The 19,047-nt window shown below is 53.4% G+C and carries 8 protein-coding genes, 2 tRNA genes, 5 rRNA genes and 3 pseudogenes; 5 read left to right on the forward strand and 13 right to left on the reverse strand.

The window, feature by feature from the left end:
* The first annotated feature begins 45 nt into the window (after positions 1-45).
* Both IF654_RS15255 and IF654_RS15260 read left to right on the forward strand, forming a co-directional pair.
* Complete coding sequence (locus IF654_RS15255; protein ID WP_047276128.1) at positions 46-462, forward strand: OsmC family protein; 417 nt, start codon at positions 46-48, stop codon at positions 460-462.
* 64 nt (positions 463-526) lie between these two features.
* Positions 527-1,387 (forward strand): pirin family protein, encoded by an 861-nt coding sequence (locus IF654_RS15260; protein WP_194862265.1) that lies wholly within the window; start codon positions 527-529, stop codon positions 1,385-1,387.
* A gap of 58 nt (positions 1,388-1,445) precedes the next feature.
* On the opposite strand, the gene IF654_RS23310 is transcribed toward IF654_RS15260, so the two are convergent.
* From IF654_RS23310 to IF654_RS15270, 3 genes and pseudogenes are all read right to left on the reverse strand, one after another.
* Positions 1,446-2,288 carry a methyl-accepting chemotaxis protein gene (locus tag IF654_RS23310; protein WP_371264259.1) on the reverse strand — a complete coding sequence of 281 codons (843 nt, stop codon included), beginning with the start codon at positions 2,286-2,288 and terminating at the stop codon, positions 1,446-1,448.
* A gap of 15 nt (positions 2,289-2,303) precedes the next feature.
* Positions 2,304-3,128, reverse strand: a pseudogene (locus IF654_RS23315) (cache domain-containing protein); the annotation flags it as partial.
* Between the two features lie 103 nt (positions 3,129-3,231).
* The gene (locus tag IF654_RS15270; protein ID WP_162493713.1) at positions 3,232-4,551 is read right to left on the reverse strand and encodes a Na+/H+ antiporter family protein; all 1,320 of its coding nucleotides are present in this window, start codon (positions 4,549-4,551) and stop codon (positions 3,232-3,234) included.
* Between the two features lie 523 nt (positions 4,552-5,074).
* Between IF654_RS15270 and IF654_RS23320 the strand changes: the two are divergent.
* A pseudogene (locus IF654_RS23320) lies at positions 5,075-6,145 on the forward strand (methyl-accepting chemotaxis protein); the annotation flags it as partial.
* Positions 6,146-6,487: 342 nt separating this feature from the next.
* Positions 6,488-7,003, forward strand: a pseudogene (locus IF654_RS23325) (methyl-accepting chemotaxis protein); the annotation flags it as partial.
* Positions 7,004-7,026: 23 nt separating this feature from the next.
* On the opposite strand, the gene IF654_RS15280 reads toward IF654_RS23325, so the two are convergent.
* Genes IF654_RS15280 through IF654_RS15290 form a run of 3 tightly spaced genes read right to left on the reverse strand, consistent with a single transcriptional unit; the run spans position 7,027 to position 9,340 of the window.
* Entirely contained in the window at positions 7,027-8,361 is a 1,335-nt protein-coding gene (locus IF654_RS15280; protein ID WP_047276138.1) for an ATP-binding protein, read from the reverse strand.
* Positions 8,358-9,026: a response regulator transcription factor gene (locus IF654_RS15285; protein WP_047276140.1), complete on the reverse strand. Its 669-nt coding sequence runs from the start codon at positions 9,024-9,026 to the stop codon at positions 8,358-8,360. The genes IF654_RS15280 and IF654_RS15285 overlap by 4 nt, the downstream gene beginning before the upstream one ends.
* Positions 9,026-9,340 (reverse strand): PepSY domain-containing protein, encoded by a 315-nt coding sequence (locus IF654_RS15290; RefSeq protein WP_047282817.1) that lies wholly within the window; start codon positions 9,338-9,340, stop codon positions 9,026-9,028. The genes IF654_RS15285 and IF654_RS15290 overlap by 1 nt, the downstream gene beginning before the upstream one ends.
* Before the next feature lie 220 nt (positions 9,341-9,560).
* Between IF654_RS15290 and queD the strand changes: the two genes are divergently transcribed.
* Positions 9,561-9,917: a 6-carboxytetrahydropterin synthase QueD gene (queD, locus tag IF654_RS15295; RefSeq protein ID WP_047276013.1), complete on the forward strand. Its 357-nt coding sequence runs from the start codon at positions 9,561-9,563 to the stop codon at positions 9,915-9,917.
* Between the two features lie 217 nt (positions 9,918-10,134).
* On the opposite strand, the gene rrf (IF654_RS15300) is transcribed toward queD, so the two are convergent.
* The 7 genes from rrf (IF654_RS15300) to IF654_RS15330 form a co-directional block, all read right to left on the reverse strand.
* Positions 10,135-10,250: ribosomal RNA gene (gene rrf, locus IF654_RS15300) — 5S ribosomal RNA — on the reverse strand.
* Between the two features lie 150 nt (positions 10,251-10,400).
* Positions 10,401-13,292 (reverse strand): 23S ribosomal RNA (locus tag IF654_RS15305).
* Positions 13,293-13,527: 235 nt separating this feature from the next.
* Positions 13,528-13,603 (reverse strand) — tRNA-Ala (locus IF654_RS15310).
* Positions 13,604-13,612: 9 nt separating this feature from the next.
* Positions 13,613-13,689 (reverse strand) — tRNA-Ile (locus IF654_RS15315).
* Positions 13,690-13,811: 122 nt separating this feature from the next.
* Positions 13,812-15,348 (reverse strand): 16S ribosomal RNA (locus IF654_RS15320).
* A 455-nt stretch (positions 15,349-15,803) separates the two neighbouring features.
* Positions 15,804-15,919, reverse strand: a 5S ribosomal RNA gene (gene rrf, locus IF654_RS15325).
* Positions 15,920-16,069: 150 nt separating this feature from the next.
* Positions 16,070-18,961, reverse strand: a 23S ribosomal RNA gene (locus IF654_RS15330).
* Together the 16S, 23S and 5S rRNA genes with 2 tRNA genes alongside form the textbook arrangement of a ribosomal RNA operon.
* Between the last annotated feature and the right edge of the window lie 86 nt (positions 18,962-19,047).

Genomic DNA, 19,047 nt, shown 5'->3' on the forward strand with positions numbered 1-19,047 from the left:
CTATAAAGATCAGAACCTTTAATCACTGCCAAGCTGAGGTTTGCCATGACTGTTACCGTTAATACTGTGTCGCACGATGGTTTTCGTCACAGCATCAAGATCGACGACTACGAACTGTTTACCGACGTGCCCAAAAGCGCGGGCGGCGAAGGAAGCGCGCCGTCACCTCACGACTACTTCGATGCTTCATTGGCTGCCTGCAAAGCGCTGACACTGAAGATGTATGCGCAAAAGAAAGACATCCCGCTGACAGGCGTCACGGTCGAGATCAAGCACGATGCCGAGCAGGAACAAAAAGGCCATTACACACTGATCGTCAAGTTAACGCTCAAGGGCGTATTAACGGACGCACAGCGCCAGGAACTGCGCGCAGTCGCGGACAAATGCCCGGTACACAAACTCATGACATCCGCTGAGATTGAGATCGAAACGCACCTGTCTGAAGGCGCCTTCAGCCAGTAAACGGAACGCGCTACCGCGGAGCGTTGGGGTATGCTCAACGCTCCTTGATTGCCGGAGCAGGCTCATGTCTGCACGTATCGTGATTCGCCCCCGCGCTGAAGAAGTGGAAGGCCAACCTATTCTGCGTCCGCTTCCTTCTTCCAAGTGCCGCAGTGTCGGCCCTTTTGTCTTTTTTGATCACATCCTGCAGGCCCGCTATCTGCCAGGCCATGGGATGAATATCCGACAACATCCTCATATCGGTCTGTCGACCCTTACCTATTTGTATGAAGGTCATTTGCAGCACAAGGACAGCTTGGGCTCCGATCAACACGTCGGACCGGGCGATGTCAGTTGGATGACCTCAGGGGCAGCCATTGCTCACATTGAACGAACCCCTGAGCCTTTTCTTTCTGCCGGCTCTGATATTCATGGCCTGCAAGTGTGGCTTGCGTCTCCCACAGAGCATGAACAAGGGCCTGGCTACTATAGCTATCACCCGGCTGACAGCCTGCCCGTCAGCGACACCTTGGGTGTAAGAATTTGCCTGATTGCAGGTTCAGGGTTTTGCTTGACATCCCCGGTACCCGTGCTTTCTCCCACTCTCTACGCCGACGTACAGATGCAGACTGCGACCACGTTGGTGATCCCGGCTGAGCATGAAGAGCGTGCGGTGTATGTGCTGGAAGGCGATGCGAAAGCCGATGGCGAGCCGCTGGAGGTTCGCACACTCAACGTGTTGTCGGCAGGAGAGGATGTGACGCTCTGCGCTGACAGTCCCTGTCACGTTGTGATTCTCGGCGGCGCAACCCTGGACGGGCCACGTCGAATGAACTGGAATTTCGTCGCCAGCGATCAGGCGCTGATTGAGCGGGCCAGGGCTCGATGGGCTGCCGGGCAATGGCCCACCGTACCGGGCGAGACTGGCCGCATCGAATTACCCTGAACCTCAAACCGCTGGCGAAGGGAACAAAAAGCTCGTCACCTTCGCCAGCATCGGCCAATCAAATACGAAACTGACCAACCAGGTCTCCGAGCCGCTGCCCCAACTGCGCCAGGCTGCGAGTCGTTTGCGCGCCCTGCTGGGTTTCGTCTGCCACGTTATCCACGGCGACAGCAATCTGGTGAACACTGCGGTTGATCTCTTCGGCCACCGCCGTCTGCTCTTCTGCTGCACTGGCAATTTGTGCGTTCATCGAGTTGATGGTGCCAATCAGTTGCGCCATGGCGTCCAGTGATTCACCCGCCTGATTGGCCTGCTCGGAAGTGCCGACACCCGCTTCGCTGGACCGACGCATGGCCTGGACTGCCTCATCGGTGCCCTGTTGCAGGCGGTCGATCATGCCTTGAATCTCTTGCGTGCTTTGCTGTGTACGGCTGGCCAGCGCTCGCACCTCATCGGCGACGACCGCAAAGCCCCGACCCGCTTCACCCGCTCGCGCCGCTTCAATGGCAGCGTTCAAGGCCAGCAAGTTGGTCTGGTCAGCAATGGAGCGAATCACACCCAGTACGCTGACAATAGAGGTCACGTCCTGCTGCAAACTGTCCAACGAAGACCCGCTGCTGCGGATGTCGCTGACCAACGCATGGATCTGCTGAATGCTGCCGTCGACCACACGCTTGGCCACCTGGCCTTCTTCATCGGTTTTCTGCGCCGCGACCGAAGCGCCCTGAGCACTGCGGGCCACCTCTTGTGCGGCCGAGGACATTTCATTGATGGCAGTGGCCACTTGATCCGTCTCGTGACGCTGACGCTCCATGGCCTGCTCAGAACGATGAGCCTGATCAGATACTTGCCCGACCAGCGTCGTCAATTGGAATGTCATGTCCGTGATCTGACGAACCATCGCGTGGATTTTATCCACGAAGCGGTTGAACGAACGGGCCAGGTCGCCAAGTTCGTCCTGACTGGTGATCGCCAAACGGTGGGTCAAGTCACCCTCGCCCGCGGCAATATCGTCCAGGTTGGCTTTCATCAGGTGCAAGGGGCGCAGGATGGTATTGGCTACCAACATGCCAATCACTGCGATGACCAGGAGAACGACAAAGGTAATGGCCACTATGCTGAGGATCATGCCCTGCATGCGCTCTTTGACACCGGCTTCGACCTCCGCCACCTGTGCTTCGATGCCATCGAGGTTAACGACGGTACCGATCACCATGTCCCATTTGGGCAAGTACTCGGTATAGCCCAGCTTGGGTACCAGCACGTGTTCGTTGCCCGGCAATGAGGAGCTGTATTGAGCATAATGGCTGCCATCCTTGGCCACGCGTACCAACTCGCGGTTGGTGTACACGCCATTCGGATCGCGGTTGTCCTGAAAGTTTTTGCCGACGCCTTCCGGGCTATTGCCTTTGAACAGGCGCACGGTTTGCGAGTCATAGCCGAAAAAGTAGCCGTCATTGCCGTAAGTGATGTTGGAGAGCAACTTGATCACCTGCGCCCGCGCAACCTCATCCCCCGGTTGCGCGGCATCGTAGAGAGGCTTGATCGCGGTCATCGCCACTTCAACGTAGCTTTTCAGGGTGGACTTGGCGTCATTGAGCAGGCGTTGACGAGTTTCCTCCACTTCCTGGTTGGCCTGATTTTGCAAAATCCAGACAGTCGTCAGACTCATGACCAGGGCAAACAACAAGACCGGCAACACTGCGAGGGACAACACTTTTGCCTTCAGGCTCAGGCGCATGGCTTTTACTCTTTTTAAGAAACGACTTACTGCGTTAACGGCCTGAATCCTACAAAGTTAAGACCGCACACAGGTGTTTATTCATAAATGGTCAGCCCGCCGCTTACAGCGTCATTGCCGCAACCCAGCCGAACGCCAGCAGTGGCAAGTTGTAATGCAGGAAAGTGGGCACCACGGTGTCCCAAATATGGTGATGCTGGCCGTCAACGTTCAGACCGGAGGTCGGACCGAGGGTTGAATCTGAAGCCGGGGACCCGGCATCGCCTAACGCACCGGCAGTGCCCACGATGCAAACGATGGCCATTGGACTGAAACCCAGTTGAACGCAGAGCGGAACGAAAATGGCTGCCAGGATGGGCACGGTCGAAAACGAGGAGCCAATCCCCATGGTCACCAGCAAGCCGACCAGTAGCATCAGCAATGCTCCGACGCCTTTACTGTGATTGATCCAGCCCGCGGACGCCTCAACCAGGGATTTCACTTCGCCGGTGGCCTTCATCACTTCGGCAAACCCCGAGGCTGCGATCATGATGAAGCCGATCATGGCCATCATTTTCATGCCTTCGGTAAACAGGTCGTCGGTCTCACGCCAGCGCACGATGCCCGAGGCAGAAAAAATCAGAAAACCGACCAGTGCGCCAATGATCATCGAACCCAGCCACAGCTGAACAATGAAGGCCGCCGCGATGGCCACACCGGCGACCAGCAGGGTGCGCGGGTTATAGCGAATGGCAGTTTGCTCGACCTGCTCGATTTTCGACAGGTCGTACTCACGCTTTTTGCGGTAGCTGATAAACACGGCAACCAGCAAACCGAACAGCATGCCCAACGCCGGAATGGCCATGGCATGGGTGACATTGACCTGGCTGATGTCCACGCCCCCTTTGCTGACGTTGGCGAGCAAGATCTGGTTGAGGAAAATGTTGCCAAAGCCCACAGGCAGGAACATGTACGGCGTGATCAGGCCAAATGTCATGACACAGGCAATCAGGCGACGGTCGATTCGCAGTTTGGTCAAGACGTACAGCAGCGGAGGCACCAGCAAAGGGATAAACGCAATGTGGATCGGCAAAATGTTCTGCGACGAAATGGCCACCACCAACAACAGGACGATCAATAACCACTTGACCCGGTTCCCGCCTGCAGTCTGTTGTTTGTTAACCAAGGTCAGGGCTTTATCGGCCAAGGCATGTGCCAGGCCTGATTTGGCGATGGCTACAGCGAAGGCACCGAGCATTGCATATGACAGTGCGACCTGCGCTCCACCGCCCAGCCCGCTGTTGAACGCATTAAGGGTTTCTTCGACACCCAACCCGCCCACCAGGCCGCCGACGACAGCACCGACGATCAGGGCGATGACCACATGCACACGGGACAGACTGAGCACCAACATGATGCCGACCGCGGCAACAACTGCATTTATCATTACAACCTCATGGCTCACACAACGTGAAAATACCGTCATGCGGATGATTCCGGGCAAAAGACTGCTGTTCCAGTCGCCGGATTTGGAAAGGAGGATTTATTTGAGGGCGCACACTTTGCAGCAGCATTGCCGCCTTGTCAAAGCGCGTGCCTTGCCTTGCCATTAAACACGCCGCATCCGGCTTTAACCCTAGTAAATACAGGGCCAAATCAAATTTTAAAAAGCCTGATTTCAGGTTTCAACGGTAAAGAAATGTGTCAATCGGCCGCTAACAGACAAAGCCTCTTTTTAGGATGTCTCCATGTCGATCAGACAGCTTTCCATTCAATGGAAAATCACCCTGCTTTCCGGACTTTGTTTATTGGCGATTGTGACGTTGCTGGTGGGATTGTCCCTTTATCGCATGGAGCACAATTCGGAGCTGGTGAAAGCCTCCAGCACCCAGATGCTCAATGAGTCCGCCCAAGCCCGTATCGAATCACAGGGCGAAGCTCAGGCACTGGCCATCAGTCGCCAGTTCATGGATGCGTATCAATATGGGAATGGCTTCGCCCGTCAGGTGCTCTTTCTGCGCGAGCAATCGGAAAAACGTTTTCTGGATGCGTTTGATCTGCGCGAAGACCTGACCCGTCAGGTAAAAGCCGCCTTGCAGGCCAACCCGGACTTGCTCGGTTTGTCTCTTGTGTTTGAAGCGAACGCGCTGGATGGCAAAGACCAGCTGTTTGATCATCAAAAAGAGCTGGGCAGTAACGACAAAGGCCGTTTTGCCCTGTATTGGTCGCAACCGACGCCGGGCAAGCTGACGTCGATGGCGCTTCCTGAAAGTGACATGGCTGATACCAGCACCGGTCCGAGCGGACAGGCCAATAACGCCTGGTTCACTTGCCCGCGCAAGACCCTGAAGCCGTGCATCATTGAGCCCTACTTTTATGAAATAGACGGGCAGAACGTGCTGCTGACCAGCATCGTATTTCCCCTCATGGTTAACGGCAAAGTGATTGCATCGCTGTCCGTGGATATAAATCTCAACAGCCTGCAAGCCCTCAGCCAGGACGCCAGCCAGAAACTCTATGGCGGCCAGACCAACGTAGGCATTATCAGCTCGGTCGGCTTGCTCGCCGGTTACAGTGCCGACGCCAGTAAGCTCAGTCAGCGCCTGGATGCCGTAGATCGTGAAAATGGCGCACAACTGCTGCAAATGATGACCACGGGCGGTCAAGCCCAAAGCCTGCGCAATCAGGGGCGTCTGAAAGTACTCACGCCGTTCTTTCCCATCCCCGGGAGCCAACCTTGGGGGGTTTTGCTGGACGTGCCTGAAAAAGTGCTGGTAGGCCCGGCTGAAACCTTGCAGGCCGAGCTGGATGAGCGCAATAACGCCGGCACATTGATTGAGCTGAGCCTGGGCCTGCTGGCGGCGATCGTCGGCCTGGTGCTTATCTGGTTCATGGCGCGCAGCGTGACGCGCCCTATCCTGGGCGTGGCTCACATGCTGGAGGATATCGCCAGTGGCGAAGGTGACCTGACGCGCCGCCTGACGTACGACAAAAAAGACGAGCTTGGCCAGTTAGCCGGTTGGTTTAACCGTTTTCTGGACAAACTGCAGCCGATCATTGCCGAGGTCAAACGCTCCGTGCAGGATGCGCGCAGCACTGCCGATCAATCGGCCGCCATCGCCACGCAGACCAGCGCGGGCATGGAACAGCAATACCGTCAGGTCGACCAGGCTGCCACGGCGTCCCACGAAATGAGTGCCACGGCACAGGACGTTGCCCGCAGCGCCGCTCAGGCTGCACAAGCCGCGCGGGATGCAGACCAGGCGACCCGTGAAGGCTTGACCATCATTGACCGCACCACCAGCAGCATCGATCACCTGGCTGCCGACATGAACGACGCCATGACCCAAGTCGAAGGGCTGGCAGCCAACAGTGAAAAAATCGGGACGGTGCTGGAAGTGATTCGCGCCATTGCCGAACAAACCAACTTGTTGGCCTTGAACGCCGCCATTGAGGCGGCCCGGGCCGGCGAAGCAGGCCGCGGATTTGCAGTAGTGGCGGATGAGGTCCGTAACCTCGCGCGGCGCACGCAAGAATCCGTGGAAGAAACCCGCCAGGTGATTGAGCAATTGCAAGCGGGCACGCAAGTGGTCGTGAGCTCAATGAGTAATAGTCATCGTCAGGCGCAAGGCAGTGTTGAACAGGTCGGACAGGCCGTCACAGCCCTGCAACAAATCGGCAATGCCGTGACCGTGATTACGGATATGAACTTGCAGATTGCCAGCGCGGCGGAAGAACAGAGCGCGGTGGCGGAAGAAATCAACAACAACGTGTCGACTATTCGTGATGTCACGGAGTCATTGTCTGAACAGGCAAATGAATCGGCGCGGGTCAGTCAGTCGCTGAACGAACTGGCCAATCAACAACAGACGCTCATGGATCAGTTCCGGGTCTGATTGTGCAAAGGCGACGACATGCCTCAGGCTGTCGTCGCCCCGTTTGCTGGGTGCACCAGTTCAATAGTGACCAACAAACCGCCCCACTCGCCTGTTGTCAACTGCATGCTCGCGCCCCAGGCGTCGACTATGTCGCGCACGATCCCCAGTCCCAAACCATGGCCAGCCGTCTGCTCGTCCAGACGCGTACCGCGACTGACTACCTGATCGCGTTCACCCTCGGGGATGCCCGGACCGTCGTCCTGCACTTGAATGTCATACCCGACTTCCGTTTGCCGCAAACGCAGCTCGACGCGGGCATCCGCCCATTTGCACGCGTTGTCCAATAAGTTGCCCAATAACTCAAGCATGTCTTCGCGATCCCAGGGCAAATGCAGGTTCGGCGTTGAGTCAAAGGTAATCGCAAGATGCTGGCCGTGAATCATGCTTAGGGTGGCGAGCAACGCAGGTAACTCGGCATCGGCATCAAATTGGGCACCCGGTAGAGCATCCCCCGCGAGACGGGCCCGATTAAGTTCTCGGTTCATGCGCTGTTCTATGTGCTCAAGTTGGTCATGCAAAGTGCGCTGGATTTCGGGATAGGCCGCGAGACGTGGGTCGTTGGTAAGACTCATCAGCACTGCCAGGGGCGTTTTCAGGGCATGCCCCAGATTGCCTAAGGCATTGCGTGAACGCTTGAGGGTGTCTTCCGTGTGTGCCAGGAGGTGGTTGATTTGCGTGACCAGCGGCTCCAGTTCAAGGGGCACCTGCGCATCCAATTGAGAGCGTTGGCCTTGCTGTAACTGAGCTATTTGTTTGCGGGCTATCTCCAATGGGCGCAGTGCGCGTTGGACGGTTACACGTTGCAGCATCAGGATGATGATTAACGCCGCCACCCCCATGGCTAAACCAATGCGTTGTACTTGCTTCAGGCTGGCGCGTATGGGCGAGTAATCTTGGGCAACGGTGATGGAAACCACCTGCCCCAAACGTTTGTACTCACTTCGCAGCACGAGCAACATCTGGTTATCCGGGCCTGGCTGGAGTTTGCTGCTCAACCCTGGCTTCGCTGTCTTGGGGAGTTGACTGTCCCAGAGGGATCGAGACCTCCAGTGGATGTCCCCAAACTCAATACTGAAGTAATGCCCGGAAAACGGACGCTGATAAGCGGGCGCCAGACGTCGCTCGTCGAGTTGTAATCCTTGGGGGCCCCGGCTTAATGCAATCAACAGGTTTTCACTGTCATTTTGCAAGCCTGACTCCAGATAACGCTGCAGACCTGTTTCAAATAACCACAGGCTAACCTGCCCCACTACAAGGCCTGCTACCAGCAAGACACTGACAAGCCCAAGACTGAGCCTGCGCTGGATTGACCTCATGAAGTACCCGATCCAAAGATATATCCTTGCCCGCGGCGCGTTTCAATCACATCACGTCCCAATTTGCGGCGCAGGTGGTTTACATGCACTTCCAATACATTGGAATCACGCTCGGTTTCACCATCATATAAGTGCTCGGATAGATGGCTTTTCGAGAGAATTTGTTGCGGATGCAACATGAAATACCGCAATAACCGGAACTCGGCAGCGGTCAGTTGAATATCGACACCATCCCGGGTAACACATTGACGGCCTTCATCCAGTTGCAAGCCGGCAGACGTTAATACCGGTTGATTGGCATGGCCATGCGAGCGTCGTAACAGCGCCTGCACCCGCAATTGCAATTCTTCTGGATGGAAGGGTTTGGTCAGATAATCATCCGCTCCGGCCTTGAGGCCCTCTATCCGCTCCGCCCAAGAGCTGCGGGCTGTGAGTATCAACACTGGGGTGGTCACGCCACCTGCTCGCCACTGTTGTAGAACGTCTATGCCGGGCAGACCCGGTAATCCCAAGTCAAGAATGATTAAATCATAAGGCTCGCTTTGCCCTTCATGGAGAGCGTCACGGCCATCAGCAAGCCAGTCAACGGCATAACCTTGACGGGTCAGGGCGGCAGTCAACTCATCAGCCAATGGCACATGATCTTCAACCAGCAACAAACGCATTAATCGTCTTCCTTATCTTCGAACAATTCACCTTCACGGGCGTCGAACTTGAGCTCTCGAACAACGCCTTCCTTGGTCAACAGTTCGACTTCATAAACGTAACGACCGTGTTTTTTTTCCAACTCAACTTCCAGCAATCTGGAAGCCGGGTAGCGCTCAAGGGCTCTGTCCACAAACTGCTCAAACGGCAAAATAATCCCTTTTTGGCGCAGGCGCAGTGCTTCATCCGGCCCCAGATCCCGCGCGACAGCCAGCGAGCAAACACCGAAAAGCATTAAAACCAGCAGAGCTTTAGCGCGCCCGCTCCCGTACATGGTATCTCCTGATGTCCAGCGCATAGGGTGGTGTTGAATGCTGGAGGGGTTAACTCTACTGGTCATGGCTTAACTTAAACTGAAGATATCGGGCATTTTGTCGCTGATCATACTCCGGTCCCGCTCAGGTTGAGCGCTGCGCCGGGGTTAACTGTTAAACTCTGTTTCTGCTTTCATCACACACGTGAAAGCCCCCCTTTCTTCAAGAGCTGCTAACACTGTGGAAATTTTCAAAGAGTTTACCTTCGAGTCGGCGCACCGCCTGCCTTTCGTTCCGCAAGGACACAAATGCGGACGCTTGCACGGCCACTCATTCAAAGTAGCGATCCATTTAAGCGGTGAAATAGACGCTTCGACTGGCTGGATTCGGGACTTTTCTGAGATCAAAGCGATTTTCAAGCCTCTCTATGAAGTGCTTGATCATAACTATTTGAATGACATTCCTGGTCTGGAAAATCCAACGAGCGAAGTGCTTGCCACGTGGATATGGCAGCAGCTGAAACCTTTGCTGCCAGAGTTGTCAGCAATACGGATTCACGAAACCTGTACCAGCGGTTGTATTTATCGCGGCGAGTGATTTCGGAGTTAGCGGTTTGTTTCACCCCAACCTGCGAGCAGTGTGTTCGCAGGTTTTTTTGGCCAAAAAACGGGTTTAGCCTCGTCAATTGAGGCCGTCGGAGGCGTGTAACTCTTCTTGAGGGATGGGGTTACCCGTAGAATTACCTGAAAGCTCTTTTTCAGGCACAAAAACAAAATCCCTGTCTGCGTGAGCAGACAGGGATTTCGGAATTTAATCTTGACGATGACCTACTCTCACATGGGGAAACCCCACACTACCATCGGCGATGCATCGTTTCACTGCTGAGTTCGGGATGGGATCAGGTGGTTCCAATGCTCTATGGTCGTCAAGAAATTCGGTAGCCGGTGCGTTTACCTTGCGGTCAACGTTCCAGCGAATGGGTATGTAATAGAGTGGTGTTTTGTGAGGTGCAAACTTTCGGTTTGTATCGACTTCACACACCGCAATCTGGCCTTTCGACGCAAATTGCTTGGGTGTTATATGGTCAAGCCTCACGGGCAATTAGTATTGGTTAGCTCAACGCCTCACAGCGCTTACACACCCAACCTATCAACGTCGTAGTCTTCGACGGCCCTTTAGGGAACTCAAGGTTCCAGTGAGATCTCATCTTGAGGCAAGTTTCCCGCTTAGATGCTTTCAGCGGTTATCTTTCCCGAACATAGCTACCCGGCAATGCCACTGGCGTGACAACCGGAACACCAGAGGTTCGTCCACTCCGGTCCTCTCGTACTAGGAGCAGCCCCTCTCAAATCTCAAACGTCCACGGCAGATAGGGACCGAACTGTCTCACGACGTTCTAAACCCAGCTCGCGTACCACTTTAAATGGCGAACAGCCATACCCTTGGGACCGGCTTCAGCCCCAGGATGTGATGAGCCGACATCGAGGTGCCAAACACCGCCGTCGATATGAACTCTTGGGCGGTATCAGCCTGTTATCCCCGGAGTACCTTTTATCCGTTGAGCGATGGCCCTTCCATACAGAACCACCGGATCACTAAGACCTACTTTCGTACCTGCTCGACGTGTCTGTCTCGCAGTCAAGCGCGCTTTTGCCTTTATACTCTACGACCGATTTCCGACCGGTCTGAGCGCACCTTCGTACTCCTCCGTTACTCTTTAGGAGGAGACCGCCCCAGTCAAACTACCCACCATACACTGTCCTCGATCCGGATAACGGACCTGAGTTAGAACCTCAAAGTTGCCAGGGTGGTATTTCAAGGATGGCTCCACGCGAACTGGCGTCCACGCTTCAAAGCCTCCCACCTATCCTACACAAGCAAATTCAAAGTCCAGTGCAAAGCTATAGTAAAGGTTCACGGGGTCTTTCCGTCTAGCCGCGGATACACTGCATCTTCACAGCGATTTCAATTTCACTGAGTCTCGGGTGGAGACAGCGCCGCCATCGTTACGCCATTCGTGCAGGTCGGAACTTACCCGACAAGGAATTTCGCTACCTTAGGACCGTTATAGTTACGGCCGCCGTTTACCGGGGCTTCGATCAAGAGCTTCGCGTTAGCTAACCCCATCAATTAACCTTCCGGCACCGGGCAGGCGTCACACCCTATACGTCCACTTTCGTGTTTGCAGAGTGCTGTGTTTTTAATAAACAGTCGCAGCGGCCTGGTATCTTCGACCGGCATGGGCTTACGCAGTAAATGCTTGACCCTCACCGGCGCACCTTCTCCCGAAGTTACGGTGCCATTTTGCCTAGTTCCTTCACCCGAGTTCTCTCAAGCGCCTTGGTATTCTCTACCCAACCACCTGTGTCGGTTTGGGGTACGGTTCCTGGTTACCTGAAGCTTAGAAGCTTTTCTTGGAAGCATGGCATCAACCACTTCGTGTTCTAAAAGAACACTCGTCATCAGCTCTCGGCCTTAGAATCCCGGATTTACCTAAGATTCCAGCCTACCACCTTAAACTTGGACAACCAACGCCAAGCTGGCCTAGCCTTCTCCGTCCCTCCATCGCAATAACCAGAAGTACAGGAATATTAACCTGTTTTCCATCGACTACGCTTTTCAGCCTCGCCTTAGGGACCGACTAACCCTGCGTCGATTAACGTTGCGCAGGAAACCTTGGTCTTTCGGCGTGGGTGTTTTTCACACCCATTATCGTTACTCATGTCAGCATTCGCACTTCTGATACCTCCAGCAAGCTTCTCAACTCACCTTCACAGGCTTACAGAACGCTCCTCTACCGCATCACTTACGTGATACCCGTAGCTTCGGTGTATGGTTTGAGCCCCGTTAAATCTTCCGCGCAGGCCGACTCGACTAGTGAGCTATTACGCTTTCTTTAAAGGGTGGCTGCTTCTAAGCCAACCTCCTAGCTGTCTAAGCCTTCCCACATCGTTTCCCACTTAACCATAACTTTGGGACCTTAGCTGACGGTCTGGGTTGTTTCCCTTTTCACGACGGACGTTAGCACCCGCCGTGTGTCTCCCATGCTCGGCACTTGTAGGTATTCGGAGTTTGCATCGGTTTGGTAAGTCGGGATGACCCCCTAGCCGAAACAGTGCTCTACCCCCTACAGTGATACATGAGGCGCTACCTAAATAGCTTTCGAGGAGAACCAGCTATCTCCGAGCTTGATTAGCCTTTCACTCCGATCCACAGGTCATCCGCTAACTTTTCAACGGTAGTCGGTTCGGTCCTCCAGTTAGTGTTACCCAACCTTCAACCTGCCCATGGATAGATCGCCCGGTTTCGGGTCTATTCCCAGCGACTAGACGCCCTATTAAGACTCGCTTTCGCTACGCCTCCCCTATTCGGTTAAGCTTGCCACTGAAAATAAGTCGCTGACCCATTATACAAAAGGTACGCAGTCACCCAACAAAGTGGGCTCCCACTGCTTGTACGCATACGGTTTCAGGATCTATTTCACTCCCCTCTCCGGGGTTCTTTTCGCCTTTCCCTCACGGTACTAGTTCACTATCGGTCAGTCAGTAGTATTTAGCCTTGGAGGATGGTCCCCCCATATTCAGACAAAGTTTCTCGTGCTCCGTCCTACTCGATTTCACTGCAAAGATGTTTTCGCGTACAGGGCTATCACCCACTATGGCCGCACTTTCCAGAGCGTTCCGCTAACATCAATACAGCTTAAGGGCTGGTCCCCGTTCGCTCGCCACTACTAAGGGAATCTCGGTTGATTTCTTTTCCTCAGGGTACTTAGATGTTTCAGTTCCCCTGGTTCGCTTCTTGTACCTATGTATTCAGTACAAGATAACCATCTTATGATGGTTGGGTTCCCCCATTCAGACATCTCCGGATCAAAGTCTGTTTGCCGACTCCCCGAAGCTTTTCGCAGGCTACCACGTCTTTCATCGCCTCTGACTGCCAAGGCATCCACCGTATGCGCTTCTTCACTTGACCATATAACCCCAAGCAATCTGGTTATACTATGAAGACGACATTCGCCGAAAACTTGCAATTACTCACAAATTTTACCTTAGCCTGAATAAACACCAGTGAAAGTGTCATTCAGTCTATCTTTCTATTACATACCCAAATTTTTAAAGAACGATCTAATCAAAAGATCAGAAATCAACATTCACCATCATGTGATGGAATGCTCATTTCTAAGCTTTACGATGCAGAAGCAAGTTTATGGTGGAGCCAAGCGGGATCGAACCGCTGACCTCCTGCGTGCAAGGCAGGCGCTCTCCCAGCTGAGCTATGGCCCCATACAAAATTGGTGGGTCTGGGCAGATTCGAACTGCCGACCTCACCCTTATCAGGGGTGCGCTCTAACCAACTGAGCTACAGACCCAATTTCGAGCTTGTAACTGTTAGCGTGAGCTATCAGCTTGGAGCTTAAAGCTGCTTCTATCGTCTTCTTCAATGAATCAAGCAATTCGTGTGGGAACTTATGGAGCAGCTGATGTCGTCGATTAAGGAGGTGATCCAGCCGCAGGTTCCCCTACGGCTACCTTGTTACGACTTCACCCCAGTCATGAATCACACCGTGGTAACCGTCCTCCCGAGGGTTAGACTAGCTACTTCTGGTGCAACCCACTCCCATGGTGTGACGGGCGGTGTGTACAAGGCCCGGGAACGTATTCACCGTGACATTCTGATTCACGATTACTAGCGATTCCGACTTCACGCAGTCGAGTTGCAGACTGCGATCCGGACTACGATCGGTTTTATGGGATTAGCTCCACCTCGCGGCTTGGCAACCCTTTGTACCGACCATTGTAGCACGTGTGTAGCCCAGGCCGTAAGGGCCATGATGACTTGACGTCATCCCCACCTTCCTCCGGTTTGTCACCGGCAGTCTCCTTAGAGTGCCCACCATTACGTGCTGGTAACTAAGGACAAGGGTTGCGCTCGTTACGGGACTTAACCCAACATCTCACGACACGAGCTGACGACAGCCATGCAGCACCTGTCTCAATGTTCCCGAAGGCACCAATCCATCTCTGGAAAGTTCATTGGATGTCAAGGCCTGGTAAGGTTCTTCGCGTTGCTTCGAATTAAACCACATGCTCCACCGCTTGTGCGGGCCCCCGTCAATTCATTTGAGTTTTAACCTTGCGGCCGTACTCCCCAGGCGGTCAACTTAATGCGTTAGCTGCGCCACTAAGAACTCAAGGTTCCCAACGGCTAGTTGACATCGTTTACGGCGTGGACTACCAGGGTATCTAATCCTGTTTGCTCCCCACGCTTTCGCACCTCAGTGTCAGTATCAGTCCAGGTAGTCGCCTTCGCCACTGGTGTTCCTTCCTATATCTACGCATTTCACCGCTACACAGGAAATTCCACTACCCTCTACCATACTCTAGCTTGCCAGTTTTGGATGCAGTTCCCAGGTTGAGCCCGGGGATTTCACATTCAACTTAACAAACCACCTACGCGCGCTTTACGCCCAGTAATTCCGATTAACGCTTGCACCCTCTGTATTACCGCGGCTGCTGGCACAGAGTTAGCCGGTGCTTATTCTGTCGGTAACGTCAAAGCACTAACGTATTAGGTTAATGCCCTTCCTCCCAACTTAAAGTGCTTTACAATCCGAAGACCTTCTTCACACACGCGGCATGGCTGGATCAGGCTTTCGCCCATTGTCCAATATTCCCCACTGCTGCCTCCCGTAGGAGTCTGGACCGTGTCTCAGTTCCAGTGTGACTGATCATCCTCTCAGACCAGTTACGGATCGTAGCCTTGGTGAGCCATTACCTCACCAACTAGCTAATCCGACCTAGGCTCATCTGATAGCGCAAGGCCCGAAGGTCCCCTGCTTTCTCCCGTAGGACGTATGCGGTATTAGCGTCCGTTTCCGAACGTTATCCCCCACTACCAGGCAGATTCCTAGGTATTACTCACCCGTCCGCCGCTCTCAAGAGGTGCAAGCACCTCTCTACCGCTCGACTTGCATGTGTTAGGCCTGCCGCCAGCGTTCAATCTGAGCCATGATCAAACTCTTCAGTTCAAACATCTTTGGGTTTTGAGAAAACCCTAAACTTGGCTCAGCAATCGTTGGTTACATCTTTGATTTCTCGCGGAGTAACTTGTGATGCTGATAATCTTTTTGACTATCAGTCTGACTCCACAAGCACCCACACGAATTGCTTGATTCAGTTGTTAAAGAGCGGTTGGTTAAGCTTTCGCTCAACCGAGGCGCGCATTCTACAGCAGCCTCTGTTGCTGTCAAGCGGTTATTTTAAGATGTTTTCAAAGTTTCCTCTGTAACATCAACCACTTGCGCTTCCGATCTCTCGTCAGCGGGAGGCGAATTCTACAGCGTTACACGCTGCTGTCAACCCCACTTTATTCTTTGTTTATCAGGTAACTACCTGACTCACTGCACATGCTTTTTACAAAGCTTGTACTTATACAAAAACAAAATCCCCATCTGCGTGAGCAGACAGGGATTTCGGAATTTAATCTTGACGATGACCTACTCTCACATGGGGAAACCCCACACTACCATCGGCGATGCATCGTTTCACTGCTGAGTTCGGGATGGGATCAGGTGGTTCCAATGCTCTATGGTCGTCAAGAAATTCGGTAGCCGGTGCGTTTACCTTACGGTCAACGTTCCAGCGAATGGGTATGTAATAGAGTGGTGTTTTGTGAGGTGCAAACTTTCGGTTTGTATCGACTTCACACACCGCAATCTGGCCTTTCGACGCAAATTGCTTGGGTGTTATATGGTCAAGCCTCACGGGCAATTAGTATTGGTTAGCTCAACGCCTCACAGCGCTTACACACCCAACCTATCAACGTCGTAGTCTTCGACGGCCCTTTAGGGAACTCAAGGTTCCAGTGAGATCTCATCTTGAGGCAAGTTTCCCGCTTAGATGCTTTCAGCGGTTATCTTTCCCGAACATAGCTACCCGGCAATGCCACTGGCGTGACAACCGGAACACCAGAGGTTCGTCCACTCCGGTCCTCTCGTACTAGGAGCAGCCCCTCTCAAATCTCAAACGTCCACGGCAGATAGGGACCGAACTGTCTCACGACGTTCTAAACCCAGCTCGCGTACCACTTTAAATGGCGAACAGCCATACCCTTGGGACCGGCTTCAGCCCCAGGATGTGATGAGCCGACATCGAGGTGCCAAACACCGCCGTCGATATGAACTCTTGGGCGGTATCAGCCTGTTATCCCCGGAGTACCTTTTATCCGTTGAGCGATGGCCCTTCCATACAGAACCACCGGATCACTAAGACCTACTTTCGTACCTGCTCGACGTGTCTGTCTCGCAGTCAAGCGCGCTTTTGCCTTTATACTCTACGACCGATTTCCGACCGGTCTGAGCGCACCTTCGTACTCCTCCGTTACTCTTTAGGAGGAGACCGCCCCAGTCAAACTACCCACCATACACTGTCCTCGATCCGGATAACGGACCTGAGTTAGAACCTCAAAGTTGCCAGGGTGGTATTTCAAGGATGGCTCCACGCGAACTGGCGTCCACGCTTCAAAGCCTCCCACCTATCCTACACAAGCAAATTCAAAGTCCAGTGCAAAGCTATAGTAAAGGTTCACGGGGTCTTTCCGTCTAGCCGCGGATACACTGCATCTTCACAGCGATTTCAATTTCACTGAGTCTCGGGTGGAGACAGCGCCGCCATCGTTACGCCATTCGTGCAGGTCGGAACTTACCCGACAAGGAATTTCGCTACCTTAGGACCGTTATAGTTACGGCCGCCGTTTACCGGGGCTTCGATCAAGAGCTTCGCGTTAGCTAACCCCATCAATTAACCTTCCGGCACCGGGCAGGCGTCACACCCTATACGTCCACTTTCGTGTTTGCAGAGTGCTGTGTTTTTAATAAACAGTCGCAGCGGCCTGGTATCTTCGACCGGCATGGGCTTACGCAGTAAATGCTTGACCCTCACCGGCGCACCTTCTCCCGAAGTTACGGTGCCATTTTGCCTAGTTCCTTCACCCGAGTTCTCTCAAGCGCCTTGGTATTCTCTACCCAACCACCTGTGTCGGTTTGGGGTACGGTTCCTGGTTACCTGAAGCTTAGAAGCTTTTCTTGGAAGCATGGCATCAACCACTTCGTGTTCTAAAAGAACACTCGTCATCAGCTCTCGGCCTTAGAATCCCGGATTTACCTAAGATTCCAGCCTACCACCTTAAACTTGGACAACCAACGCCAAGCTGGCCTAGCCTTCTCCGTCCCTCCATCGCAATAACCAGAAGTACAGGAATATTAACCTGTTTTCCATCGACTACGCTTTTCAGCCTCGCCTTAGGGACCGACTAACCCTGCGTCGATTAACGTTGCGCAGGAAACCTTGGTCTTTCGGCGTGGGTGTTTTTCACACCCATTATCGTTACTCATGTCAGCATTCGCACTTCTGATACCTCCAGCAAGCTTCTCAACTCACCTTCACAGGCTTACAGAACGCTCCTCTACCGCATCACTTACGTGATACCCGTAGCTTCGGTGTATGGTTTGAGCCCCGTTAAATCTTCCGCGCAGGCCGACTCGACTAGTGAGCTATTACGCTTTCTTTAAAGGGTGGCTGCTTCTAAGCCAACCTCCTAGCTGTCTAAGCCTTCCCACATCGTTTCCCACTTAACCATAACTTTGGGACCTTAGCTGACGGTCTGGGTTGTTTCCCTTTTCACGACGGACGTTAGCACCCGCCGTGTGTCTCCCATGCTCGGCACTTGTAGGTATTCGGAGTTTGCATCGGTTTGGTAAGTCGGGATGACCCCCTAGCCGAAACAGTGCTCTACCCCCTACAGTGATACATGAGGCGCTACCTAAATAGCTTTCGAGGAGAACCAGCTATCTCCGAGCTTGATTAGCCTTTCACTCCGATCCACAGGTCATCCGCTAACTTTTCAACGGTAGTCGGTTCGGTCCTCCAGTTAGTGTTACCCAACCTTCAACCTGCCCATGGATAGATCGCCCGGTTTCGGGTCTATTCCCAGCGACTAGACGCCCTATTAAGACTCGCTTTCGCTACGCCTCCCCTATTCGGTTAAGCTTGCCACTGAAAATAAGTCGCTGACCCATTATACAAAAGGTACGCAGTCACCCAACAAAGTGGGCTCCCACTGCTTGTACGCATACGGTTTCAGGATCTATTTCACTCCCCTCTCCGGGGTTCTTTTCGCCTTTCCCTCACGGTACTAGTTCACTATCGGTCAGTCAGTAGTATTTAGCCTTGGAGGATGGTCCCCCCATATTCAGACAAAGTTTCTCGTGCTCCGTCCTACTCGATTTCACTGCAAAGATGTTTTCGCGTACAGGGCTATCACCCACTATGGCCGCACTTTCCAGAGCGTTCCGCTAACATCAATACAGCTTAAGGGCTGGTCCCCGTTCGCTCGCCACTACTAAGGGAATCTCGGTTGATTTCTTTTCCTCAGGGTACTTAGATGTTTCAGTTCCCCTGGTTCGCTTCTTGTACCTATGTATTCAGTACAAGATAACCATCTTATGATGGTTGGGTTCCCCCATTCAGACATCTCCGGATCAAAGTCTGTTTGCCGACTCCCCGAAGCTTTTCGCAGGCTACCACGTCTTTCATCGCCTCTGACTGCCAAGGCATCCACCGTATGCGCTTCTTCACTTGACCATATAACCCCAAGCAATCTGGTTATACTATGAAGACGACATTCGCCGAAAACTTGCAATTACTCACAAATTTTACCTTAGCCTGAA

This window comes from Pseudomonas lundensis, from assembly GCF_015377145.2.
GTDB classification, from domain to species: domain Bacteria; phylum Pseudomonadota; class Gammaproteobacteria; order Pseudomonadales; family Pseudomonadaceae; genus Aquipseudomonas; species Aquipseudomonas lundensis.

What these genes read in the sequence shown, in the direction of transcription:
- IF654_RS15285 (WP_047276140.1), bottom strand. Translation starts at nt 9,026, where the DNA reads ATGCGTTTGTTGCTGGTTGAAGATCATGTGCCATTGGCTGATGAGTTG.
- IF654_RS15260 (WP_194862265.1), top strand. Translation starts at nt 527, where the DNA reads ATGTCTGCACGTATCGTGATTCGCCCCCGCGCTGAAGAAGTGGAAGGC.
- IF654_RS15290 (WP_047282817.1), bottom strand. Translation starts at nt 9,340, where the DNA reads ATGTACGGGAGCGGGCGCGCTAAAGCTCTGCTGGTTTTAATGCTTTTC.
- IF654_RS23310 (WP_371264259.1), bottom strand. Translation starts at nt 2,288, where the DNA reads ATGGTTCGTCAGATCACGGACATGACATTCCAATTGACGACGCTGGTC.
- IF654_RS15255 (WP_047276128.1), top strand. Translation starts at nt 46, where the DNA reads ATGACTGTTACCGTTAATACTGTGTCGCACGATGGTTTTCGTCACAGC.
- IF654_RS15280 (WP_047276138.1), bottom strand. Translation starts at nt 8,361, where the DNA reads ATGAGGTCAATCCAGCGCAGGCTCAGTCTTGGGCTTGTCAGTGTCTTG.